Consider the following 23,213-nt stretch of genomic DNA (forward strand, 5'->3'; position numbering starts at 1 on the left):
AGATTAAAAAAAACCGGGGATATTCCCCGGTTTTTTTTATTTGTGACGTTTGCGAAGATTTTCAATCACCGCCGTCAAATCCAGCTCCTGATCCTGCAGCAGCACCAGCAGGTGATACATCAAATCAGACGCTTCATTCGTCAGCTCCTCGCGGTCATGCACGGTCGCGGCCAGTGCCGTCTCAACGCCTTCTTCACCTACCTTCTGTGCGATACGCTTGGTTCCGCTGGCGTACAGCTTCGCGGTGTAAGAACTTTCAGGATCCGCCGTTTTACGCTCTGCCAGCAGCTGTTCCAGTTGATACAGGAACAACCATTGGTGGCTCGCCTCGCCGAAGCAGCTGCTGGTGCCCTTATGGCAGGTTGGGCCGATTGGGTTTACCAGCACCAGCAGGGTGTCGTTATCGCAGTCAGGCGTTATGCTCACTGCATTCAGGAAATGACCCGAGGTCTCGCCTTTGGTCCACAGGCGCTGTTTCGTGCGCGAGTAGAAGGTCACTTTGCCGCTGTCGATCGTTTTCGCCAGCGCGTCCTGGTTCATATACCCCAGCATCAGCACTTCGCCTGAGACGGCATGCTGGACAACCACCGGCAGTAACCCGTCAGTTTTTTCCCAGTCCAGCTGCGCCTGTTGTTGCTCTGTTAACATACCCTGATCTCCACGCCCTGGTCGGCCAGGTACGTTTTTAACTCACCAATATTAATAATCTGTTTGTGGAACACGGATGCGGCCAGCGCGCCGTCCACGTTGGCGTCGCGGAAGGCTTCGAGAAAGTGTTCCATGGTGCCCGCGCCGCCGGAGGCGATCAGCGGAACGTGGCAGACCGCACGGACTTTTTTCAGCTGCTCGAGGTCATACCCGTTACGCACGCCGTCCTGGTTCATCATGTTGAGGACAATTTCACCCGCGCCACGCTTTTGCACTTCCTGCACCCAGTCGAGCGTTTCCCACTGCGTCACGCGCGTGCGGCTTTCATCTCCGGTGTACTGGTTCACGTGGTACTTACCCGTTGCGGCGTCATACCAGGTGTCGATCCCAACCACAATACACTGCACCCCAAAACGATCGGCGAGGCGGGTGATCAGCTCCGGGTCGGCCAGGGCAGGGGAGTTAATCGAAATCTTGTCGGCGCCAAACGAGAGAATTTTGGCGGCGTCGTCAGCGGATTTAATACCGCCCGCCACGCAGAACGGAATGTCGATCACTTCCGCCACGCGTGCCACCCAGCTTTTATCGACCACGCGGCCATCGCTGGAGGCGGTGATGTCGTAAAAGACCAGCTCGTCGGCGCCTTCATCGGCATAGCGTTTTGCCAGCGGGACGATGTCGCCAATGATCTCGTGGTTGCGGAACTGCACGCCTTTCACGACCTGACCATCGCGTACGTCCAGGCAGGGGATTATCCGTTTTGCCAGCATTGAATCGCCTCCGTCACAGTAAATTTACCTTCCAGCAGGGCCCGACCCACAATCACACCCTTCACACCGGTACCGCGCAGCGCGGCCACGTCACCGATATCACCGATACCGCCCGAAGACTGGAACGCCACCTGCGGATAACGCGCACAGACCTCTTCATACAGCGAGACGTTAGAGCCCGCCAGCGTTCCGTCGCGGGAGATGTCCGTACACAACACGTGCTTCAGGCCAACGGGGAGATAGATATCGACCAATTCTTCCAGCGTCACACCGGAGTTTTCCCGCCAGCCGCTAACGGCCACCTGCTTATTCCCCTGTTCGTCAATACGCACGTCCAGCGCCAGCACCAGAGCATCGGCGCCAAAGCGGCGGAACCAGCCTTTCACTGTCTCAGGATCTTTCACGGCGGTTGAACCCACCACCACGCGGGCCACGCCAGCGTCCAGCAGCGCCGCGACGTCATCTTCCGTACGCACGCCGCCGCCGACCTGGACGGGCACATCAACGCCCGCAACAAGTTGTTTAAGCAGCGGGATCTGGCGTTTCGCCGGGTCTTTCGCGCCCGTCAAATCCACCAGGTGCAGTACCTGCGCACCCTGGGCGGCATAATCCTGCAGACGCGGCAGCGGGTCGTTTCCGTAGTCGCGCTGCTGGCCGTAATCGCCCTGATGCAGACGGACAACCGTACCGTCAATTAAATCTAACGCGGGAATAATCATCACATCTCCAGGAAGTTTTTCAGCAGCTGCGCGCCCGCGGCGCCAGAGCGCTCCGGGTGAAACTGTACGCCGAAAAAGTTGTCTTTCTGTACGGCCGCCGTAAACGCCTCGCCGTAGGTGCACTGGGCGATCGTATTCACGTTCACCGGCATGGCGTAGCTGTGCACGAAGTAAAAATACGCGCCGTCTTCGATGCCGCGAAACAGCCGGTCGCCCGCTTTGGCGTAGACGCGGTTCCAGCCCATATGCGGCAGAGGCAGGCCGCGATCGGTCATTTTCGGCACGTCTTCATCAATAATGCCCAGCAGGTCAACGCCGTTGCTCTCTTCGCTGCGGCGGCCCAGGATCTGCATGCCCAGACAAATGCCCAGCACCGGCTGGGTACAGGCTTTGATCAGGTCGACCAGCTCGCGTTCGCGAATCTGATCCATCGCCGCCTGCGCGGTGCCCACGCCCGGTAAAAAGAGTTTGTCGGCGCGCAGCACCACGTCCGGGTCACGGCTTACCACCGGCTCATAGCCGTGGCGCGCAATCGCCGATTTGACGGAGTTCAGGTTGGCGCATCCGGTATCCAGAATGACCACGTTCATTACAGCACTCCTTTCGATGAAGGCAGGGCGTCACCTTCCACGCGAATTGCCTGGCGCAGGGTACGGCCAAAGGCTTTAAAGAGACTCTCCACGCGGTGGTGGTCGTTCTTGCCCTTGGTCTTCAGGTGCAGCGTCAGGCCCATGGTGTAGGACAAGGAGCGGAAGAAGTGCTCCACCATTTCGGTGCTCAGATCGCCCACGCGCTGGTAGGTGAAATCAGCTTTGTATTCCAGGTGCGGACGGCCGGAGATGTCCATCGCGCAGCGCGCCAGACACTCGTCCATCGGCAGGACAAAGCCGAAACGGTTAATGCCGCGCTTGTCGCCGAGCGCCAGCTTCAGGGCTTCACCCAGCGCCAGGCCGGTATCTTCCACGGTGTGGTGATCGTCAATGTAGAGATCGCCTTTTACCGTAATTTCCATGCGGAAACCGCCGTGGGTGGCAATCTGGTCCAGCATGTGGTCGAAGAAACCGACGCCGGTGTGGATCTTGCTGCCGCCTTCACGGTCCAGCCAGACCTTCACATCAATCTGCGTCTCTTTGGTGTTGCGCTCTACGTGGGAATAGCGGTCGCGTTTTGTCAGCTGCTCGCCAATCTTCGCCCAGTTAAGGTTGTTGCGATCGTAGCGCAGCCCCGCGATGCCCATGTTTTCCGCCAGCGTGATATCGGTGATGCGATCGCCGATGACATAGCTGTTGGCTTTATCCAGCGCATCTTCAGCCAGGTAGCGCTCTACCAGCTTCACCTTTGGCTTACGGCAGTCGCACTCGTCGGCCGGCATGTGCGGGCAAATCAGCACGTCATCAAATACCACGCCCTGAGAGGTCAGCACCTGCATCATCAGATTATGCGGGCCGTCAAAGTCCGCCTGCGGGAAGCTGTCGGTACCCAGACCATCCTGGTTGGTGATCATCACCAGCTTAAAGCCTGCTTTTTGCAGCTTGAGCAGCACCGGGATCACGTCCGGTTCAAAAGCCAGCTTGTCGAATCGGTCGACCTGAAAATCGGCTGGTGGCTCCGAAATAAGGGTGCCGTCACGATCGATGAAAAGGATCTTCTGGGTCATACTTTCTCCGCTTTCAGGGCGTCAATCACGCGCTGGCTCTCTGCATGGGTGCCTACGGTAATGCGCAGGCAGCCGCTCAGAGAAGGTTGTTTATTCTGGTCTCGTAAGATAATGCCCTGATCCCATAAAGATTTAAATACGGCACTCGATGCGGTGAAGCGCACCAGGATGTAGTTAGTTTCCGAGTCGAATACCTGCTCGACGCAAGGGATATCCTTCAGGGCGGTCACCAGATACTGCCGTTCCTCCAGGATTTGCGCCACGCGCTCGCGCATCGCGTTGATCCCCTGAGGCGTCAGCGCCTGTGCCGCAATATCGGCAACCGGCGTTGAGAGCGGGTACGGGGCGATCACTTTCAGCAGCAGGTCGATGGCCTCTTTATTCGCCAGCGTAAAGCCGCAGCGCAGACCCGCAAGGGCAAAGGCTTTCGACAGCGTGCGCAGCACCACCAGGTGCGGATACTCTTCCAGCCAGCCTGCCAGCGTCGCCTGGGGGCAGAACTCGATGTAGGCTTCGTCGGCAACCACCAGCGCTTTACCGCGCGTCATCTCCAGCAGGGTGCGGATATCCTGCGGGTTGATAATCTGTCCGGTCGGGTTGTTCGGGCTACAGACGAACACCACTTTTACCCCATCGAGATTGTCGGCGATCCCCTGAAGATCCAGCTGCCAGTTCTCCAGCGCCTGCACGTTGCGACACGCTACGCCGAAGGTTTCCGCGCTGACGCTGTACATGCCGTAGGTAGGCTGGCAGTACATCACCGCATCTTTTCCCGGCTCGCAGAAGGCGCGAATCAGCAGTTCAATGCCCTCATCCGCGCCGCGGCTGACTAGCACCTGCTCCGGCTTCACGCCCGCGTACTGCGCGTAGTTTTCAATCACCGCTTTCGGCTGACATTCCGGATAGCGGTTCAGCGTTTGCTGCGACAGTTCGAACTGCACCGCCGTCGGGAATTCGTTGGCGTTCAGCCAGACATCCCCTTTACCGCCCAGACGACGCGCCGACTGGTAAGGCGTCAGGCGACGGACATTTTCGCGGGCTAACTCTTCAATGTTCATGCTTGCTCCTTCAGGGCTGCAACGCGCAGCGTAACGGCATTTTTGTGGGCGGTCAGCCGCTCGGCGGCAGCCAGGGTTTCAATAGTAGACGCCAGTGACGCAAACCCTTCGCGGGAGAGCTCCTGCACGGTCATGCGTTTCTGGAAATCCGCCAGGCCCAGGCTCGAACAGGTTGAGGTGTAGCCATACGTGGGCAGCACGTGGTTGGTGCCGGAGGCGTAATCGCCCGCGGACTCCGGTGACCAGTCGCCGAGGAACACCGAGCCCGCGCTGGTAATGCTGTCAACCAGATCGCGCGCGTTGCGGGTCTGAATGATCAGGTGCTCCGGGCCGTACTGGTTGGAGATGGTAATACACTGGTCCAGGTCGCGCGCCACAATGAGGCGGCTGGCCGCTAGCGCCTGACGTGCCGTGTCGGCGCGGGGCAGGTCGGCAAGCTGGCGCTCAACGGCTTCGCCCACGCGTTTCGCCATATCGGCATCCGGCGTCAGCAGGATGACCTGCGAGTCCGGGCCGTGTTCCGCCTGAGAAAGCAGGTCGGAGGCCACGAAGTCCGGCGTTGCGCCGCTGTCGGCAATCACCAGCACCTCAGACGGGCCGGCAGGCATATCGATGGCCGCGCCGTCCAGACGCTGGCTGACCTGGCGCTTGGCTTCGGTCACGTACGCATTGCCCGGGCCAAAAATTTTGTCGACCTTCGGAATGGATTCTGTGCCGAACGCCAGGGCCGAAATCGCCTGCGCGCCGCCCACTTTATAGACCGCCTGCACGCCGCACAGCTTCGCCGCATAAAGGATCTCGTCGGCAATCGGTGGCGGTGAGCAAAGCACCACTTTCTGACACCCGGCAATGCGCGCGGGTGTTGCCAGCATCAGTACGGTGGAGAAAAGCGGGGCAGAGCCGCCAGGGATATAGAGGCCAACGGATGCAACCGGGCGCGTGACCTGCTGACAACGCACGCCGGGCAGGGTTTCGACATCCACGGTCTGCAGCTTTTGCGCGGTGTGGAAGGTATCAATGTTTTTCACCGCGACGGCCATCGCCTGCTTGATATCGTCACCCAGACGATTGCTGGCATCAATGATTTCCTGCTCGGTAACCTGTAATGCACCGACTTCCGTCTTGTCAAACTTCGCGCTGTATTCACGCAGCGCGTCATCGCCACGGGCTTTGACGTTATCCAGGATCTCCGCCACGGTACGTGAGATGCTCTCAGAGGCGGAAATCGCCGGGCGCATCAGCAGCTCGCGCTGCTGTGCGTCGCTACAGGTGTTCCAGTCGATGATTGTGTTAAAGCTCATGGCCATTACTCCATCATCTTCTCAATAGGCAGCACCAGGATGGAGCTTGCGCCCAGCGCCTTCAGTTTTTCCATGGTTTCCCAGAACAGGGTTTCGCTGCTCACCATGTGCATCGCCACGCGCTGCTGATCGCCCGCCAGCGGCAGGATGGTTGGACGCTCAGCGCCCGGCAGCAGGGCAATCACTTCATCCAGACGCTCGGTTGGGGCGTGCATCATGATGTATTTGGACTCACGCGCCTGAATCACGCCCTGAATGCGGGTCAGCAGCTTGTCGATCAGCTGCTGCTTGGCGTCGGCCATGTCGCCGTCGCGCTGAATCAGGCACGCTTTAGAGCGGTAGATCACTTCCACTTCGCGCAGACCGTTGGCTTCCAGCGTCGCGCCGGTAGAGACGAGGTCACAGATGGCGTCCGCCAGACCCGCACGCGGCGCCACTTCAACAGAGCCGTTCAGCAGGCAGGATTTAAACTGCACGCCTTTCTGGTCGAGATAACGCTTTAACAGGTGAGGGTAAGAGGTGGCGATACGTTTGCCGTTCAGCGCGGCCGGGCCGTCCCACGCTTCGTCAACCGGCGTAGCCAGCGACAGGCGGCAGCCGCCGAAGTCCAGACGACGCAGGGTAAAGTAACGCGGATCTTCGCCCTGAGCGCGGCGGGTCAGCAGCTCTTCTTCCAGCACGTTTTCCCCGATAATGCCGAGGTCAACGACGCCATCCATGACCAGGCCGGGAATATCGTCATCACGCACGCGCAGAATGTCGATGGGCATGTTTTCAGCCAGAGCAATCAGGCGCTGGGTGTGCAGGTTAATTTTAATCCCGCAGCGGGCCAGCAGTTCGCGTGAGTCATCGCTCAAACGGCCTGATTTTTGAATAGCTATGCGTAAGCGTGAGTTATCTAACATTCTTTATTCCTCGTTAACCTGTTTTAACCTGTCTGAATTCGGTCCAAAAAAAAGCCCCCGGAAGAAGATCTTCCGGGGGCTTTTTCATGCGTTCATGCACCACTGGAAGATCCAAACGTCTTCCAGCACACATCGCCTGAAAGACTAGTCAGGATGATGGTGATGATGGTGGTGTTTAAATTGAACGCGTGTCATGTAAATTCTCGATGAATGCTTATTCATTTGATGTCTTTTAACCTAAACCAGTTGTACGACATATTGCAAGGGCTTTTTTTGATCATTAATTCATTTCATATTGATGCTATGAATTGTGTGTTCTGCCGGGCTGGCGTAGCCTTATAAAAGACGAGTGAGAGTCAGGAGAATTCGCATGAAAAAGGTCGCAATTGTCGGTTTAGGGTGGCTGGGAATGCCGTTGGCGATGTCATTAGCCGCGAAAGGCTGGCAGGTGACCGGGAGCAAAACCACGGCGGATGGGGTAGAGGCAGCGCGCATGTGCGGTATTGATGGCGTTGAGCTGCGCCTTGAACCGGAGCTGGTGTGTGATGCTGACGATCTGGACACGCTGATGAACGTCGATGCGCTGGTGATCACGCTCCCCGCGCGGCGCAGTGGCCCGGGCGAGTCGTTTTATCTGCAGGCGATGCAGGAGATCGTCGACAGCGCGCTGGCGCACCATGTTCCGCGCATCATTTTTACCAGCTCGACGTCGGTGTATGGCGAAGTTGAGGGCGTGGTGAAAGAGAGTTCCGAGCGCCGTCCCGTGACGGCGAGCGGTCAGGTTCTGAAAGAGCTGGAAGACTGGCTGCATAATCTTCCCGGCACGCAGGTCGATATTGTCCGTCTGGCGGGGCTGGTGGGTCCAGGCCGCCATCCGGGACGCTTTTTTGCCGGTAAGTCTGCGCCAGACGGCCAGCATGTCGTCAATCTTGTTCATCTTGACGATGTTGTTGCTGCGATTGAGCTACTCTTACAGGCTCCGAAAGGTGGACACATCTATAATATATGTGCACCTTCTCATCCGGCACGCAGCACGTTTTACCCGCTGATGGCACGTCAGCTGGGCCTGGCTCCGCCGGTTTTTGGTGAGGCAAAGGATGACAGTAAAGGCAAAATTGTTGATGGCAATCGCATTTGTCATGAGCTGGGGTTTGAGTATCAGTATCCCGATCCGCTGGTGATGCCCATGGAATAAGACCCGCAGCGGAGACGATCGCGCACCAGAAGGGGGCGAGCATGAAACCGCTGCTGGATGTTCTTATTATTCTCGATGCCCTTGAAAAAGAGGGGAGCTTTGCCGCTGCGTCAGCAAAGCTCTACAAAACCCCATCTGCGTTGAGCTATACCGTTCAAAAACTGGAAAGCGATCTCAATATCCAGATCCTCGATCGCTCCGGGCACCGCGCACGTTTTACCCGAACAGGACAGATGCTGCTGGAAAAAGGTCGTGAAGTCCTCCATACCGTTCGTGAACTCGAAAAACAGGCCGTAAAACTTCATCAGGGTTGGGAAAACGAGCTGGTTATTGGCGTGGATGATACCTTCCCATTTTCTCTCCTGACGCCGCTGATTGAAGCCTTCTATCAACACCACAGCGTGACCCGGCTTATCTTTATCAATGGCGTGCTGGGTGGCTCCTGGGATGCCTTAACGCAGGGCAGGGCGGATATCTTTGTCGGTGCACTCCATGAGCCTCCCCAGCTGAGTGATTTTGGTTTTGCCCGGCTGGGCGTGCTGGAGCAGGTATTTGCCGTGGCGCCCCATCACCCGCTGGCTCAGGAACCCGAGCCGCTTAACCGTCGCGTGATTAAAGGCTACCGCGCCATCGTGGTCGGGGACAGCTCTCGTCCGGAATGCTCGGTCTCCTCGCAGCTGCTTGATGAGCAGGAGGCCATTACCGTTTTCGACTTTAAAACCAAGCTGGAACTGCAAATAAGCGGCCTGGGCTGCGGCTATTTACCGCGCTATCTGGCGCAGCGGTTTATTGACAGCGGCGCGCTTGTTGAAAAACAGGTACTTGCTCAAAGCAGTAATGAATCGGTGTGGGTAGGCTGGAATGAACAAACTGCCGGGCTTGCAAGCGCCTGGTGGCGAGACGAGATTTTAGCAAATAGTGCTATCTCCGCCGTTTACTCTCAGCCCGGCGTCCAGAAATCAGCCATTTAGCAAAAAGAAAATTGTCCCATGCTTTGCAAAGTATTGCCTTTTGTATCCGATGTGGGGCAAAATGCGGCCGCTGCAACCAAATGAATAATCGACGATATAAAAGGCGTCGGTTATTTTTTTTTGCATGTACGAAACGAAACTAAAAACCAAGAGGCCGGGCTTCGTACCGGATAGATATTTACTAAAATCCGACAGTTGTTGTCGCTGAGGAAGAAAGAAATGGGGCAATTTTTCGCTTACGTGGCGGTTATCACCGTAAAGGAGAATAACTATGTCGCATAACGCAACTCCAAACACCTCTCGCGTGGAATTACGTAAAACGCTTACGTTGATTCCGGTTGTTATGATGGGCCTTGCCTATATGCAACCGATGACGCTGTTCGATACATTCGGTATCGTATCAGGCCTCACAGACGGTCATGTGCCGACGGCTTATGGCTTCGCGCTGATTGCAATCCTCTTTACCGCGCTGAGCTACGGTAAACTGGTGCGTCGCTATCCGTCTGCTGGTTCCGCCTACACCTATGCCCAGAAATCCATCAGCCCGACAGTTGGCTTTATGGTGGGCTGGTCTTCGCTGCTCGACTATCTGTTCGCGCCGATGATCAACATTCTGCTGGCAAAAATTTATTTTGAAGCGCTGGTGCCGTCGATTCCATCCTGGATGTTCGTCGTAGCGCTGGTGGCCTTTATGACCGCCTTTAACCTGCGCAGCATTAAGTCCGTTGCCAACTTTAACTCCGTTATCGTCGTCCTTCAGGTTGTCCTGATTGCCGTTATTCTTGGCATGGTGATTTACGGTGTGTTCCACGGCGAAGGCGCCGGCACTCTGGCGAGCAGCAAGCCGTTCTGGTCTGGTGATGCCCATGTGATCCCGATGATTACCGGGGCAACCATTCTCTGCTTCTCCTTTACCGGTTTTGACGGCATCAGCAACCTGTCTGAAGAAACGAAAGATGCAGAGCGCGTGATCCCTCGCGCCATCTTCCTGACGGCGCTGATTGGCGGTCTGATCTTTATTTTCTCGACCTATTTCCTGCAGCTGTACTTCCCGGATATCTCTCGCTTTAAGGATCCGGATGCATCTCAGCCGGAAATCATGCTCTATGTGGCGGGTAAAGCGTTCCAGGTTGGCGCGCTGATCTTCTCCACCATTACCGTACTGGCGTCCGGTATGGCCGCGCATGCAGGCGTTGCGCGTCTGATGTACGTGATGGGCCGCGATGGCGTATTCCCGAAAAGCTTCTTCGGCTACGTTCATCCAACCTGGCGTACCCCGGCGATGAACATCATCTTGGTCGGTGCCATTGCGCTTCTGGCGATTAACTTTGACCTGGTGATGGCAACGGCGCTGATTAACTTCGGTGCGCTGGTGGCGTTCACCTTTGTTAACCTGTCGGTTATCTCTCAGTTCTGGATCCGTGAAAAGCGTAACAAGACGCTGAAAGAACACTTCCAGTATCTGTTCCTGCCGATGTGCGGTGCCCTGACCGTGGGCGCGCTGTGGGTTAACCTGGAAGAGAGCTCTATGGTGCTTGGCCTGATTTGGGCGGGTATCGGCCTGATTTACCTGGCCTGCGTCACGAAGAGCTTCCGTAACCCGGTTCCGCAGTACGAAGACGTCGCGTAATGACTCGCCGGGTGGCGCTAGCGCTTGCCCGGCCTACAAAACGACACACCCGTTGGCGCCTGTGCCAGCGGGCAAAAAAAAGCCGGAGACATCGCCTCCGGCTTTTTTATACCCCTCGCTCAGACAATCTCTTGAGCGTACTGGAACAGGGATTTCAACAGCGCCTGTTTCTCAGCATTCCCCTCATACTGGCCATAAAGCATTTCCAGCTCCTGGGCATAGCTATTAAGGAACTCAGGGGTAAAGACATTGCGACGATGCTGCAGCCAGCGATCCTGCTCTGCCTCGTCCAGCGTGCCGGGGAAATTACGTGCGCGGTAGTTAAACATCAGCTTTTCGATGCGTTTATCGGCGAAAGTAATATCCAGCGCCGGTAAGTTACGCGGCTCGGTTTGCAGAACGATATTCATCGCCGCGCGGTCGGCATCGCTGAAGAAGCCGTTGTAGAGCTGGGCATCCACGTTTTCAGACGGCACGAACGGCTCCGCCTCGGCAAAGATAGCAACTACTTTCTCGCGCACCTGCGGGTTATCGCGCAGCACTTTCAGGTTATCGAGGCAGCGCTGACGGTTAATGCCCAGTCTGTCCGCATCTTCCGGGCGCAGCGTATTCGCCTGCGCGAGTACCGGACATTTATTGATATGCACCAGTTTGACCGGCACCGCGGGCAGATCGCCGAGTTCATTTTTCGGGGTATAGAGCCGTTCGCGCAGGGTATCGCTGTCGAGCTCCAGCAGCGGCGAAATATCGCCAGCTAAATCCACCATGATGACCGCATTACGGTTGTCCGGATGCCAGGCCAGCGGGGCGACCCAGCTGGTATTACCGCGCCAGGCGCCAAACATGCCGGAGATATGCACCAGGGGTTTCATCTGCGGTACGTCGATAAGGGTCATGAGCTTCTGCTTGCTGCGGTGGCTCAGCAGATACTCAAACAGCCGGGGCTGCGCGTTTTTCACCAGCTTCGCCATGGCAATGGTGGCATAGACGTCCGCCATCGCGTCATGGGCATTGCTGTGCTCGATGCCGTTGGCGCGCGTCAGGTGTTCCAGCCGGAAGCTGGTCAGCCCTTCCTCGTTTTCCGGCCAGTTAATGCCCTCAGGACGCAGGGCATAACAGGCGCGCATGATGTCGAGCAAATCCCAGCGTGAATTGCGGTTCTGCCAGCTCCAGGCATAGGGATCGTAGAAGTTGCGATAGAAGATGTTGCGCGTTACTTCGTCATCGAAGCGGATGTTGTTGTAACCGACCACGCAGGTATTGGGGACGGTAAACAGATCGTGGATGCGTCGGGCGAATTCTGCCTCGTTAACGCCTTTCTCGCGCGCTTCCTGAGGCGTGATCCCGGTGACCATGACCGCCCCGGGCTGCGGCAGGTAGTCATCAGCCGGCTTGCAGTAAAAGACCTCAGGCTCGCCAATAATGTTGAATTCGTCGTCGGTACGGATGGCGGCAAACTGCGCCGGTCGGTCCAGCGCCGGGTGCGTGCCAAAGGTTTCGTAGTCATGGAATAAAAAAGTCGGGCGAGCGGCAGAGTCAGACACCAGTAATACCATCCTGTTAAAAAATGACGTCACTATGGTAAACGATCGTGCGGTTCAGACCGAATAAAAAGCACCGCCGTCGAGCAAATTTGCGCGCCAGCTTCAGAGAAAAATCTGTGCTCTGTCACATTTTTTTGCAATTAAGCCAGGTAACGACATCAGAACTCCCGTAAAAAGGTCATCGATTTTTAATGACCTGAGGATATACCGTTGAAACGCCGTCTGTTTATTGCTGTTTCTTTACTCGCTTCGAGTGTCTCATCTGCTTTTGCGGCCGAACCACTGGATTTTTCGCCGCAGCCTCCGGCCATTCAGGCTGGCTCCTGGGTGCTGATGGACTACACGACTGGTCAGATCTTAACGGCGGGCAACGAACATCAACAACGTAATCCGGCGAGCCTGACCAAGCTGATGACGGGGTATGTGGTCGATCGGGCCATTGATAGCCATCGCATTACGCCGGACGACATTGTCACCGTCGGGCGTGACGCGTGGGCAAAAGGCAACCCGGTTTTTGACGGCTCATCGCTGATGTTCCTGAAAGAGGGCGATCGCGTCTCCGTGCGTGATTTAAGCCGCGGTCTGATTGTCGATTCCGGCAACGACGCCTGCGTGGCGCTGGCAGATCACGTGGCGGGCGGTCAGCCGCAGTTTGTGAAGATGATGAACGACTACGTGCAGAAGCTGAACCTGCGCGATACGCACTTTGAAACCGTCCACGGGCTGGACGCGCCGGGCCAGCACAGCTCGGCCTATGACCTGGCCGTACTCTCCCGCGCCATCATTCACGGCGAGCCTGAGTTTTATCATATGTACAGCGAAAAGAGCCTGACCTGGAACGGGATCACCCAGCAAAACCGTAACGGCCTGCTGTGGGATAAAACCATGAACGTGGACGGGCTTAAAACGGGGCACACCTCGGGGGCGGGCTTTAACCTGATTGCGTCCGCCGTTGACGGCCAGCGCCGTTTAATCGCGGTGGTGATGGGGGCGGACAGCCCGAAAGGCCGTGAGGACCAGGCCCGAAAACTGCTGCACTGGGGGCAGCAGAACTTCGATACGGTGCAAATCCTGCATAGCGGTAAAAAAGTGGGGACAGAGCGTATCTGGTACGGCGATAAGGAGCAGGTGAAACTGGGCACCGACCAGGACTTCTGGCTGGCCTTGCCGAAAGCGGAAGTGCCGAACATCAAAGCCAAATACGTGCTGGATAAAAAAGAGCTGGAAGCGCCGATTGCTGCGCATCAGCGGGTCGGGGAGATCCAGCTCTATGACCGTGACAAGGTGGTGGCGCACTGGCCGCTGGTGACGCTGGAAGCCGTTGATAAGGGCGGACTGTTCTCTCGCATGAGCGATTATCTCCACCACACGCTTTAACCGCTGATGGGCAGACTGGCAGGGTTGCGAGTCTGCTCACATAATAAACACTCCTCGTTTGCCGATAATAGTAATCCAGCTTTATAGTGTATAAATATACAGTAATAAATGGAGGCAGCATGGACTACAGCATCAAGCAGCAACAGAAACGTAAGATTGCCGGTTTTCATTTGGTCGGACCGTGGGAACAAACGGTAAAACAGGGCTTTGAACAGCTGGTGATGTGGGTGGACGGGCGCCACATTGAGCCGCTGGAGTGGGTTGCGGTCTACTACGATAACCCCGATGAGGTCCCGGCAGAAAAACTGCGCTGCGATACGGCCGTTACGGTGCCGGACGATTTCGTTATCCCGGAAAACAGCGAAGGCGTCATGATGACGGAAATCGCGGCCGGGGATTATGCCGTGGCGACGGCGCGCGTGGAAAACTACGACTTCGCCACGCCGTGGTATCAGTTCTTCAACTCTCTGCTGCAGGACAATAAGTACCAGATGGCGCTTAAACCCTGCTTCGAACGCTATCTCAATGACGGCAATGCAGACGGCTACTGGGATATCGAAATGTATATTGCGGTAGAGCATAAAACGGCTTAAGCCTGCTAAATGAAGGGTTTTTCAGCCGGGAGCGAGCCGCCCGGCTGAAAACACAGTACAATTGTGATTTGCCGTGTAGCTGGAGAGCGGGTGTGCGTCCCGACAAATCATTAACCCCTTTTGAAATTCGCTTGTACAAACATTACCGCGTGGTGCACGGGTGCCGCATCGCGCTGGCGTTCGTATTGACGTTTGTACTGGTCCGTTTGCTTGATGTTCCGGAAGGGACGTGGCCGCTGATCACCCTGGTGGTGGTGATGGGGCCCATCTCGTTTTGGGGGAACGTTGTTCCGCGCGCCTTTGAGCGAATTGGCGGGACGGTTTTAGGCTCGGCCCTTGGGCTTATTGCCCTGAAGCTGGAGCTCATCTCATTTCCCGTGATGCTGGCATGGTGCGGGGCCGCCATGTTCCTGTGCGGCTGGCTGGCGTTGGGCAAAAGACCGTATCAGGCCTTGCTGATTGGGATTACTCTCGCGGTAGTTGTCGGTGCGCCCGCCGGGGATATGACCACGGCGCTGTGGCGAAGCGGGGATGTTATCCTGGGGTCACTGCTGGCCATGCTCTTCACCGGTATCTGGCCGCAGCGCGCTTTTCTGCACTGGCGTATTCAGATGGCGAACTACGTCACCGCCTTTAACCGCGTCTATCAGGCCGGTTTTTCTCCGAATCTGGTCGAGCGTCCCCGGCTGGAAAAGCATCTGCAAACGATCCTCAACGACGTGGTCAAAATGCGCGGCCTGATCACGCCCGCCAGCAAAGAAACCCGTATTCAAAAATCGATTTTCGAAGCCATCCAGACGGTAAGCCGCAATCTGGTGTGCATGCTTGAACTGCAAATCAACGCGCACTGGGCCTCACGTCCCAGCCATCTGTTGATGCTTAACGCGCAGACCCTCAAAGAGACCCAGCAGATGACGCAGCAAACGCTGTTGACCATCGCCCATGCGCTCTATGAAGGGAATCCGCAGCCGATACTGGCCAACAGCGAGCGGCTGAATGAGATCGTTGCGGAGCTGAAGCAGTTAATCAATGAACGCCAGAGCGATAACGTTGCGGAAACGCCTATTCATGGCTACGTCTGGCTGAGCATGGAACTGGCGCGGCAGCTTGAGCTGTTATCGCACCTTATTTGCCGGGCGCTGCGCAAATAAAAGGCGTATGTGACGGCTGCTGCTTCGATTCAGCAGCAATTGGGGTTATGATAGCTTTAAACGATATACTCATTGTCATTCGCAGCCGCTGTCAGTAAGGTTATTGTTACAACGGTTGCCTTAACGAATCCGAATCTCACATTATCAGGGGTGTAAAAATGGAAACTACCAAGCCTTCGTTCCAGGATGTTCTGGAATTCGTCCGCCTGTTCCGCCGCAAAAACAAGCTGCAGCGTGAAATCCAGGACGTTGAGAAGAAGATCCGTGACAACCAGAAACGTGTTCTGCTGCTCGACAACCTGAGCGACTACATCAAGCCAGGTATGAGCGTTGAAGCTATTCAGGGCATCATCGCCAGCATGAAGAGCGACTATGAAGACCGCGTTGATGACTACATCATCAAAAACGCTGAGCTGTCCAAAGAGCGTCGCGACATCTCTAAAAAGCTGAAAGTGATGGGCGAAATCAAAAACGGCGAAGCAAAAAGCGAGTAATCGCAGCGAATAATGAAAAAGGCTCTCTGGTGACAGAGAGCCTTTTTTTATGATTCAGAACGCGGCTGTAGCTGATAAATCCAGGCCTGAACCTGCTTGCCTTCAAGGGTGGTCACCGTGACCTCAACCCGATCGTAGCCGTCTTCAAATTCGTCCAGCATTTGCCAGTGTGCGGCAAGGTTATCCGAGATAAACAGATAGCCTTCGACGCGGGGGCCGTCAGGGTGGAGCACAATTCCCGGGAAGTCCGCCGCGGCGCCCCAGCCGCGTTCGTAAAACGTGCCGGATACGGAACCGGCCAGCCATTCGCCGCCGATGTCTTCAAGAATATGCGCATTAGCGTGGCCCGGGCGCAGCGTGCCGTAGACAAACAGAGCGTTCATTTTCCCTCATCCGCAAAGCAAAAAGCCTGCTTTAAAAGCAGGCTTTTTAAATTTGGCTCCTCTGACTGGACTCGAACCAGTGACATACGGATTAACAGTCCGCCGTTCTACCGACTGAACTACAGAGGAATCGTTGTGGAGGCTTATCTTAGCGGCGAAAAAACTTTTGTCAAACCTGATCTTAGGGAAAATCGACTGATTGCTGATTCTGTCGTCAGTTTGTTGTAAATCCACACATCTTTTTCTGGAAAATACTTTGCAGGATTAGCATTTGTCCCCCATCATTTGAAATGGAGTTTCAACTTTTCTCGCTAAGGTCCATTTTGAACGTCACTGCCTCCTTACGCCAGGCGATAATGCGCACGCCATGGTATGCAAAACGTAAAAGCTATCGTGTCCTGTTCTGGCGTGAAATCACCCCCCTTGCCGTGCCTATCTTCCTGGAAAATACCTGCGTTCTGCTGATGGGGGTTTTGAGCACCTTCCTGGTGAGCTGGCTGGGAAAAGAGGCGATGGCTGGGGTTGGGCTGGCGGACAGCTTTAACATGGTGGTAATCTCGTTCTTTGCCGCCATAGATCTCGGGACGACGGTGGTGGTGGCCTTTAGCCTCGGCAAGCTTGATCCCAAACGTGCACGCGAGGCGGCCCGCCAGTCGCTGATGATCATGACCATTTTTTCGATCGTTCTGGCGGCGGTGATCCACTATTTCGGTAAAGAGATTATCGATTTTGTCGCCGGGGAGGCCACTAACGAGGTTAAAGACCTGGCGCTGACCTACCTGGAAATGACCGTCTTAAGCTATCCGGCGGCGGCCATTGCGCTGATTGGCAGCGGTGCGCTGCGCGGGGCGGGCAACACCAAAATTCCGCTGCTGATCAACGGCGGGATGAATATCCTGAATATCATTATCAGCAGCGTGCTGATCTACGGCGTGTTCTCGTGGGAGGGGCTGGGGTTCGTCGGTGCCGGACTGGGGTTAACCATTTCACGCTATATCGGTGCGGCAGCCATCATCGGGGTGCTGATGGCGGGGATCACCCCCTCGCTGCGTCTGACGCTAAAAAGCTATTTCCGCCCCTTTAATTTCGCCATTATCTGGGAAGTTATGGGCATCGGCATTCCCGCGAGCATTGAATCGGTATTGTTCAACGGCGGGAAGCTGCTCACGCAGATGTTTGTCGCCGGGATGGGGACCGACGTTATCGCCGGTAACTTTATCGCCTTCTCTATTGCCTCGCTGATTAACCTGCCGGGTAACGCGCTGGGTTCAGCATCCACCATTATTACGGGTAAACGGCTCGGGAAAGGGCAGATAGGCCAGGCGGAGCGGCAGCTGCGGCACGTGTTCTGGCTGTCAACCATTGGGCTGACGCTGATCGCCTGGGGAACCGCGCCGTTTGCCGGGCTGATGGCCTCGTTTTATACCCACGAAGACGACGTTAAAGAGGTTGTTAAGATCCTCATCTGGCTCAACGCGGCCTTTATGCCCATCTGGGCGGCCTCATGGGTATTACCCGCCGGGCTGAAAGGGGCGCGCGATGCCCGCTTTGCGATGTGGGTATCGATGCTAGGCATGTGGGGATGTCGCGTTGTCGCGGGGTATACGCTCGGGGTGATGCTCGGATGGGGTGTGGTCGGCGTCTGGCTGGGGATGTTCCTCGACTGGGCCGTGCGGGGCGCGCTGTTCTACTGGCGGATGGTCAGCGGACGCTGGCTGTGGAAATATCCGCGAAAGAGTGCCTGACAATTGCGCGAAGTGGAGAATAATTCGGCAAACGATCGGAAATGTGCATTCTGCCTTTGACATCATGGGGGAGCATCGATAATATGCGCCCCGTTCACACGATTCCTCTGTAGTTCAGTCGGTAGAACGGCGGACTGTTAATCCGTATGTCACTGGTTCGAGTCCAGTCAGAGGAGCCAAATTTAAAAAGCCTGCTTTTAAAGCAGGCTTTTTGCTTTTCTGCGCAAGGTAAATGCAAAACGGCAACCTTGTTGCCGTTTTTAGTGTGTGCACCCTCTCCCGTGGGAGAGGGTTGGGGTGAGGGCACCAGCCCGCACAATGCACTATCGAACCAAACCAATCGGCGCCGTCGCCTCAACCAGCCACTCACGCGCTTCGCTATTCACCAGAGGTGAGAGCGCCTCGCGTACCTGCCGGTGATACGCATCCAGCCACTGCTTTTCCTGCTCGCTCAGCAGATGCAGCTCAACCTGACTTAAGTCGATCGGGATCAGCGTCAGCGAGGCAAATTTGCAGAAACCCGGACGGCTCTCCACAATCTCCACCTGGTTTTCAATACGAATACCGTGGCTATCGCCCAGATAGTAGCCTGGCTCGATAGTCATGATATTGCCCGCCACCAGCGGCCACGGGTTAACCTTTTTGGCGATGCGATGCGGGTTCTCGTGGATCAGCAGCTGGTGCCCCACGCCGTGTCCCGTGCCGTGATCGTAATCCAGCCCCATCTCCCACAGCGGGCGACGCGCAAACGCATCCAGCTGATGCCCCTGAGTCCCAGAAGGGAACTGCAGGGTAATGAGCGACAGGAAGCCTCTCAGCACGGCAGTGTAGTGCAGGCGCTGCTGCGGATCGACGTTACCCCACGCCAGCGTGCGCGTGGCATCGGTGGTGCCGTTAGCATACTGGCCGCCGGAATCGTTCAGGTAAAAATGGTCATGGCCGATAGGCTTATTGCTGGCCTCGCTCGAATGGTAGTGGCACATCGCCGCATTGCTCGAAGAGGCGGAGATGGTTGCAAAACTCTGCTCGATGAACCCGGGCTGCTGTTGACGGAACGCAAGCTGCTGCGCCTGCGCGTCAAGCTCGGTGAGCGGTTGTCCTGCCGCCTCGCGCCGCGGCACTTCGCGGCTCAGCCAGGCGAGGAAGTTGACCCACGCGGCCCCGTCCCGGTGATGGCACTCGCGATAACCCGCCAGCTCGACCGGGTTTTTAGTCGCTTTCATCAGGGTGATGGGGTCAGTCCGCCAGACAATTTCTCCCCGTGGTTCAATGGCGAAGCGCAGGGCAACCGGCGCGGAATCGGCATCAATCATCACCCGTTTGCCTACGGCAATCTGCTGGCAGCGTTCAATAAAGGTATCCTGCGGCGCAATGGTGAACGCATTGCGCACACAGTCAGGCAGAGCGCTGAGCTTATTGTCGTTAACAAACCACTCAACGTGACCGTCACGACCAAGAAGGGCAAAGGAGAGCGGTACCGGGCTGTAAGGGATATCCGCACCGCGGACGTTTAACAGCCAGGCGATGTTATCCGGCAGGGTGACGGCGAGATAATCGGCATTGTTTGCGGCCAGCACGGCGGCGACGCGCTGACGTTTGTCCGCGCTGCGTTCGCCGCTGTGTTCAACCGGCATCTCACGGATAAGCCCCGCCGGTGCGGCTGGGCGATCGGTCCATAGCGTGTCAAACGGCGAGACCTTCAGCGGCACCAGCTCGCACGGCGTGGCTGACAGTTGCTCAAACTCCGCGTTGGTCATCAGCAGCGCGTCAAAACCGATGCGCGTTCCTGCCTCAACGTTTTCTGCCAGCCATTCTGCCAGCGGCTCGTTGTGCAGGTGGTGGATCTCAACCTCATCCATATTGACCTGAACGCGCGCCTGAACCTGATAGCGCCCGTCGACGAACAGCAGCGCTTTGTTTTTCAGCACCAGCGCCACGCCGGCCGAACCGTCAAAGCCCGTCAGCCAGGCCAGCTTTTCGTCGTAAGGCGCGCAGTATTCGCTCTGCCAGGCATCCGCGCGCGGGACGATCATCCCGTCGAGATGGCTGGCCTCAAGCCAGTGGCGCAGGGCAGAGAGCGGTGATGTGCTGGACATTGTTTTTCCTTATCGTGATTAGCGGAACGGCGGCTCGTTGAAGGTGCGCAGCTTGCGCGAATGCAGCTTGTCGCCCTCCGCGCGAAGTAAATCAATCGCACGAATACCAATCTGCAGATGCTCAGAGATAGCCCCTTCGTAGAAACGGTTGGCCTGGCCCGGCAGCTTAATTTCACCGTGCAGCGGCTTGTCGGAGACGCACAGCAGCGTGCCGTAAGGAACGCGGAAGCGATACCCCTGCGCGGCAATGGTGGCGCTCTCCATATCGATCGCCACCGCGCGGCTCAGGTTGAACCGCAGCGCGGAGGCGGAGTAGCGCAGCTCCCAGTTGCGGTCATCCGTTGTGACGACCGTACCGGTGCGCAGGCGCTGTTTAACCTCTTCGCCCGGCATGCCGCTGACCTCTTTGGTGGCGTCATACAGCGCGCGCTGTACTTCGGCGATGCTCGGGATTGGGATATCCGGCGGCAGCACCGCATCAAGCACGTGGTCATCGCGCAGATAGGCGTGGGCCAGCACGTAGTCGCCAATCAGCTGGCTTTCGCGCAGGCCGCCGCAGTGGCCAATCATCAGCCACACGTCCGGGCGCAGTACCGCCAGATGGTCGCAGATGGTCTTGGCATTTGACGGGCCAACGCCGATGTTAATCAGCGTGATGCCCTGGCCGTCGGCGGTGATCAGGTGCCAGGCGGGCATCTGGTGCTTTTTCCACGCCAGGTCGGAAATGGCCTGCTCGGGCGCTTCGGTTTCAGCGGTGATCCAGATCCCGCCCGCGCAGGACAGCGCGATATACGGGCTCTCCGGGTCCAGGATCTGGCTGCAGCCCCAGCGGACAAACTCATCAACGTAGCGGGTGTAGTTGGTAAAGAGCACGAACGGCTGGAAATGTTCGACTGGCGTACCGGTGTAGTGGCGCAGGCGCGCCAGAGAGAAATCGACCCGGCGGGCATCAAAATGCGACAGGGGAGAAAATTCTGCCGGGTGATAAATCCCGTCGGCCGTCTCATCGCCAATCTGTGAAAGTTCCGTCGTCGGGAAGTGGCGGGTCAGCCCCGCGCTCATGGAGCGGTCAAGGGTTAACGCCGAACCGTCAATCACGTACGGATACGGGATCTCATGCTGCGAGGGCTCAACGGCAATGTGCGCGCCGTAATCCTGGTACAGCAGCGTGAGTTGTTCTTCAAGATACGGTCGGAACAGCGCGGGGCGGGTGACGGTGGTGCTGTAGCAGCCGGAGTGGGTAAAGCGCGCGTAGGCGCGGGTTTTGGGATTACTGCTGGCGCTGCCGTCCCAGGTCACAGAGAGCGATGGATAAACAAAAAGGCCCTCGGTTCTGGCCTTTTGGTCGGGAAGTTTCCCTGTTTCGATATATTCGCTGATGGCGCCGCGCAGCGCGTTGACGGACTGTTCATACAGCGCGTCGAGTTTTTCCAGCGCCTGAGCCGGGGTCAGGCTGGAGCCCTTATTATTCATCTCTGTCTCCTTGTTCCACAGGTGTGCGACTCTACCCGATAGTATGTCACACGCCTGTGAAACAAAAGGGAGATCAGCCGTGGCTCGTCTCTTTCATCAGCAGCGCCGTCGCCGCCGACAGCAGGCAGCCGGCCAGCAGATAAATCGCCACGCTGTGCCAGTTGCCGCCGGAGAAGGTCACCAGCGCGGCGGCAATAAACGGCGTAAATCCGCCACCGACCACGCTTGCGACCTGATAGCCCACGCCCGCGCCGCTGTAGCGGTAGCTTGCGCCAAACAGCTCGGTGAACATCGGCTGCTGCACGCAGACCACCATATCGTGAGCGATGTTGGCGAGCATGATGGCGAAGAAGACAATCCAGAAGATCGACTGCGCCTCGAGCGCCATAAAGAATGGCCAGGCGCTGAGGGTGCCAATCAGCGCCCCGGTGATGTAGACGCGACGGCGGCCAAACCTGTCAGCCAGCCAGGCGAAGCAGGGGATAGTCAGACAGCTGATCCCGCCGACCAGCAGGCCAATATTCAGGAACAGCTCGCGCGGCAGACCAAGGTTTTGCGTCGAGTAGTTCAGGGCAAACGCGGTGACGATATACATCGTCAGCAGTTCGCACAGGCGCAGGGCGATAATTTTCAGAAAAGCGCCAGGGTGCCGGACGAGGGCTTCCATGACCGGAAGACGTCTGTTCGTGGCCGGTTTTTCCTGCTGCTTTTCAAACTCAGCCGACTCCTCCATCCCGTTACGGATCCACAGCGCGGCGATGACCAGCACGATGCTGAAGATGAACGGAATGCGCCAGCCCCAGCTCAGGAACTGCTCGTCGGTGGTGAGCTGGCTGATTAGCGATACCAGCCCGGTGGAAAGCAGAAGGCCCACGCCGTACCCGACCTGTACGCCGCTGCTGTAAAACGCTTTCTTATTTTTCGGCGCGCTCTCTACGGACAGAAGCGCCGCACCGCCCCATTCGCCGCCGACGGCGAATCCCTGGATGGCGCGCAGGGTGACCAGCAGTACCGGCGCCCACCAGCCAATGGCGGAAAACGAAGGGAGAACGCCAATCAGCGCGGTGGCGATCCCCATCATCCAGACGGTGAGCATCAGCATGCGCTTGCGGCCCAGGCGGTCGCCGAAGTGGCCGAAGATCACTCCGCCCAGCGGGCGAAACAGAAAGCCGACGCCGAAGGTGGCAAACGCGGCAAGCGTGCCCATCGCAGGGCTGACCTGGGGGAAAAACTCGCGGTTAAACACCAGGGCGGCAGTGATGCCGTAAAGCAGAAAATCATACCAGTCGACGACGGCACCCGCGAAGCTGCCTAAGGCTGCGCGGCGGGCACGATTGAGCGAAGGTGTCTCCTCGTTGGGACGATCGGAGATGAGGGTGGAGTCCATAGTTGTCCTGTCCGTACTGATTTTTTAATTATTGGTATAAGAAAAGGTCACTCACGTTGCGCCCGTCATATAAACGGAACCTATGAGACTACCGCGACAGAACGCCTGAGAAAACG

General features: G+C 57.1%; 23 protein-coding genes, 2 tRNA genes and 1 other annotated feature. Of the genes, 10 read left to right on the plus strand and 15 right to left on the minus strand.

The features are described 5' to 3' along the window. Positions 1-36 precede the first annotated feature (36 nt). The 9 genes from hisIE to hisL all read right to left on the minus strand — a co-directional run bounded on the left by hisIE (position 37) and on the right by hisL (position 7,253). Positions 37-648, minus strand: a complete 612-nt coding sequence (hisIE, locus tag FOY96_RS07490) for a bifunctional phosphoribosyl-AMP cyclohydrolase/phosphoribosyl-ATP diphosphatase HisIE (RefSeq protein ID WP_143346780.1) — start codon at positions 646-648, stop codon at positions 37-39. Further along, positions 642-1,418: an imidazole glycerol phosphate synthase subunit HisF gene (hisF, locus tag FOY96_RS07495; protein ID WP_023330862.1), complete on the minus strand. Its 777-nt coding sequence runs from the start codon at positions 1,416-1,418 to the stop codon at positions 642-644. The genes hisIE and hisF overlap by 7 nt, the downstream gene beginning before the upstream one ends. Then, positions 1,400-2,137: a 1-(5-phosphoribosyl)-5-[(5-phosphoribosylamino)methylideneamino]imidazole-4-carboxamide isomerase gene (gene hisA / locus FOY96_RS07500; RefSeq protein WP_143346781.1), complete on the minus strand. Its 738-nt coding sequence runs from the start codon at positions 2,135-2,137 to the stop codon at positions 1,400-1,402. Before hisA ends, hisF begins: the two co-directional genes overlap by 19 nt. Continuing rightward, complete coding sequence (hisH, locus tag FOY96_RS07505) at positions 2,137-2,727, minus strand: imidazole glycerol phosphate synthase subunit HisH (RefSeq protein ID WP_032636077.1); 591 nt, start codon at positions 2,725-2,727, stop codon at positions 2,137-2,139. Before hisH ends, hisA begins: the two co-directional genes overlap by 1 nt. Then, complete coding sequence (gene hisB / locus FOY96_RS07510; RefSeq protein WP_143346782.1) at positions 2,727-3,794, minus strand: bifunctional histidinol-phosphatase/imidazoleglycerol-phosphate dehydratase HisB; 1,068 nt, start codon at positions 3,792-3,794, stop codon at positions 2,727-2,729. Before hisB ends, hisH begins: the two co-directional genes overlap by 1 nt. Then, entirely contained in the window at positions 3,791-4,852 is a 1,062-nt protein-coding gene (hisC, locus tag FOY96_RS07515; protein ID WP_143346783.1) for a histidinol-phosphate transaminase, read from the minus strand. Before hisC ends, hisB begins: the two co-directional genes overlap by 4 nt. Next, positions 4,849-6,153 (minus strand): histidinol dehydrogenase, encoded by a 1,305-nt coding sequence (gene hisD, locus FOY96_RS07520; RefSeq protein WP_033146555.1) that lies wholly within the window; start codon positions 6,151-6,153, stop codon positions 4,849-4,851. The genes hisC and hisD overlap by 4 nt, the downstream gene beginning before the upstream one ends. 5 nt (positions 6,154-6,158) lie before the next feature. Next, entirely contained in the window at positions 6,159-7,058 is a 900-nt protein-coding gene (hisG, locus tag FOY96_RS07525; RefSeq protein WP_028018500.1) for an ATP phosphoribosyltransferase, read from the minus strand. A 45-nt stretch (positions 7,059-7,103) separates the two neighbouring features. Next, positions 7,104-7,227 (minus strand) — a sequence feature (His leader region). Continuing rightward, positions 7,203-7,253, minus strand: coding sequence for a his operon leader peptide (hisL, locus tag FOY96_RS07530; RefSeq protein ID WP_001364200.1), 51 nt, complete (start codon positions 7,251-7,253; stop codon positions 7,203-7,205). Its footprint overlaps the feature before it by 25 nt. Before the next feature lie 175 nt (positions 7,254-7,428). Here hisL and FOY96_RS07535 point away from each other — a divergent pair, with 175 nt between their 5' ends. From FOY96_RS07535 to plaP, 4 genes are all read left to right on the plus strand, one after another. Then, positions 7,429-8,253 carry an SDR family oxidoreductase gene (locus FOY96_RS07535; RefSeq protein ID WP_024908072.1) on the plus strand — a complete coding sequence of 275 codons (825 nt, stop codon included), beginning with the start codon at positions 7,429-7,431 and terminating at the stop codon, positions 8,251-8,253. 41 nt (positions 8,254-8,294) lie between these two features. After that, a complete protein-coding gene (locus tag FOY96_RS07540; RefSeq protein WP_143346784.1) occupies positions 8,295-9,224 on the plus strand; it encodes a LysR substrate-binding domain-containing protein in 930 nt (309 codons plus the stop codon). 219 nt (positions 9,225-9,443) lie between these two features. Beyond that, positions 9,444-9,506 carry a membrane protein YoeI gene (yoeI, locus tag FOY96_RS07545; protein ID WP_099458931.1) on the plus strand — a complete coding sequence of 21 codons (63 nt, stop codon included), beginning with the start codon at positions 9,444-9,446 and terminating at the stop codon, positions 9,504-9,506. Next, a complete protein-coding gene (gene plaP, locus FOY96_RS07550; RefSeq protein WP_143346785.1) occupies positions 9,496-10,854 on the plus strand; it encodes a putrescine/proton symporter PlaP in 1,359 nt (452 codons plus the stop codon). The genes yoeI and plaP overlap by 11 nt, the downstream gene beginning before the upstream one ends. Before the next feature lie 119 nt (positions 10,855-10,973). On the opposite strand, the gene sbcB is transcribed toward plaP, so the two are convergent. Then, positions 10,974-12,410 (minus strand): exodeoxyribonuclease I, encoded by a 1,437-nt coding sequence (gene sbcB, locus FOY96_RS07555; protein WP_370650855.1) that lies wholly within the window; start codon positions 12,408-12,410, stop codon positions 10,974-10,976. Positions 12,411-12,608: 198 nt separating this feature from the next. Between sbcB and dacD the strand changes: the two genes are divergently transcribed. The 4 genes from dacD (at position 12,609) to FOY96_RS07575 (ending at position 16,013) form a co-directional block, all read left to right on the plus strand. Further along, positions 12,609-13,775: a serine-type D-Ala-D-Ala carboxypeptidase DacD gene (dacD, locus tag FOY96_RS07560; protein WP_032658759.1), complete on the plus strand. Its 1,167-nt coding sequence runs from the start codon at positions 12,609-12,611 to the stop codon at positions 13,773-13,775. Positions 13,776-13,894: 119 nt separating this feature from the next. After that, positions 13,895-14,368 (plus strand): DNA gyrase inhibitor SbmC, encoded by a 474-nt coding sequence (sbmC, locus tag FOY96_RS07565; RefSeq protein WP_033145946.1) that lies wholly within the window; start codon positions 13,895-13,897, stop codon positions 14,366-14,368. 92 nt (positions 14,369-14,460) lie between these two features. Continuing rightward, on the plus strand, positions 14,461-15,519 hold the full coding sequence (locus FOY96_RS07570) for an FUSC family protein (RefSeq protein ID WP_033145945.1): 1,059 nt from the start codon (positions 14,461-14,463) through the stop codon (positions 15,517-15,519). A gap of 158 nt (positions 15,520-15,677) precedes the next feature. After that, a complete protein-coding gene (locus FOY96_RS07575) occupies positions 15,678-16,013 on the plus strand; it encodes a DUF496 family protein (RefSeq protein WP_008499467.1) in 336 nt (111 codons plus the stop codon). A 47-nt stretch (positions 16,014-16,060) separates the two neighbouring features. Here FOY96_RS07575 and FOY96_RS07580 read toward each other — a convergent pair whose 3' ends face one another. Together FOY96_RS07580 and FOY96_RS07585 are read right to left on the minus strand one after the other, a co-directional pair. Next, positions 16,061-16,396, minus strand: a complete 336-nt coding sequence (locus tag FOY96_RS07580) for a gamma-glutamylcyclotransferase family protein (protein ID WP_045142990.1) — start codon at positions 16,394-16,396, stop codon at positions 16,061-16,063. A 53-nt stretch (positions 16,397-16,449) separates the two neighbouring features. Beyond that, positions 16,450-16,525, minus strand: a tRNA-Asn gene (locus FOY96_RS07585). 161 nt (positions 16,526-16,686) lie between these two features. On the opposite strand from FOY96_RS07585, the gene emmdR reads away from it, so the two are divergent. Both emmdR and FOY96_RS07595 read left to right on the plus strand, forming a co-directional pair. Next, positions 16,687-18,141 carry a multidrug efflux MATE transporter EmmdR gene (gene emmdR / locus FOY96_RS07590; protein ID WP_143346786.1) on the plus strand — a complete coding sequence of 485 codons (1,455 nt, stop codon included), beginning with the start codon at positions 16,687-16,689 and terminating at the stop codon, positions 18,139-18,141. Positions 18,142-18,244: 103 nt separating this feature from the next. After that, positions 18,245-18,320, plus strand: a tRNA-Asn gene (locus FOY96_RS07595). Between the two features lie 144 nt (positions 18,321-18,464). On the opposite strand, the gene FOY96_RS07600 is transcribed toward FOY96_RS07595, so the two are convergent. From FOY96_RS07600 to shiA, 3 genes are all read right to left on the minus strand, one after another. Further along, entirely contained in the window at positions 18,465-20,237 is a 1,773-nt protein-coding gene (locus FOY96_RS07600; protein WP_143346787.1) for an aminopeptidase P family protein, read from the minus strand. 18 nt (positions 20,238-20,255) lie between these two features. Continuing rightward, positions 20,256-21,710 (minus strand): AMP nucleosidase, encoded by a 1,455-nt coding sequence (locus FOY96_RS07605; RefSeq protein ID WP_023312354.1) that lies wholly within the window; start codon positions 21,708-21,710, stop codon positions 20,256-20,258. Positions 21,711-21,783: 73 nt separating this feature from the next. Next, positions 21,784-23,097, minus strand: a complete 1,314-nt coding sequence (gene shiA / locus FOY96_RS07610; protein ID WP_143346788.1) for a shikimate transporter — start codon at positions 23,095-23,097, stop codon at positions 21,784-21,786. Between the last annotated feature and the right edge of the window lie 116 nt (positions 23,098-23,213).

The organism is Enterobacter asburiae (assembly GCF_007035645.1).
GTDB lineage: Bacteria > Pseudomonadota > Gammaproteobacteria > Enterobacterales > Enterobacteriaceae > Enterobacter > Enterobacter asburiae_B.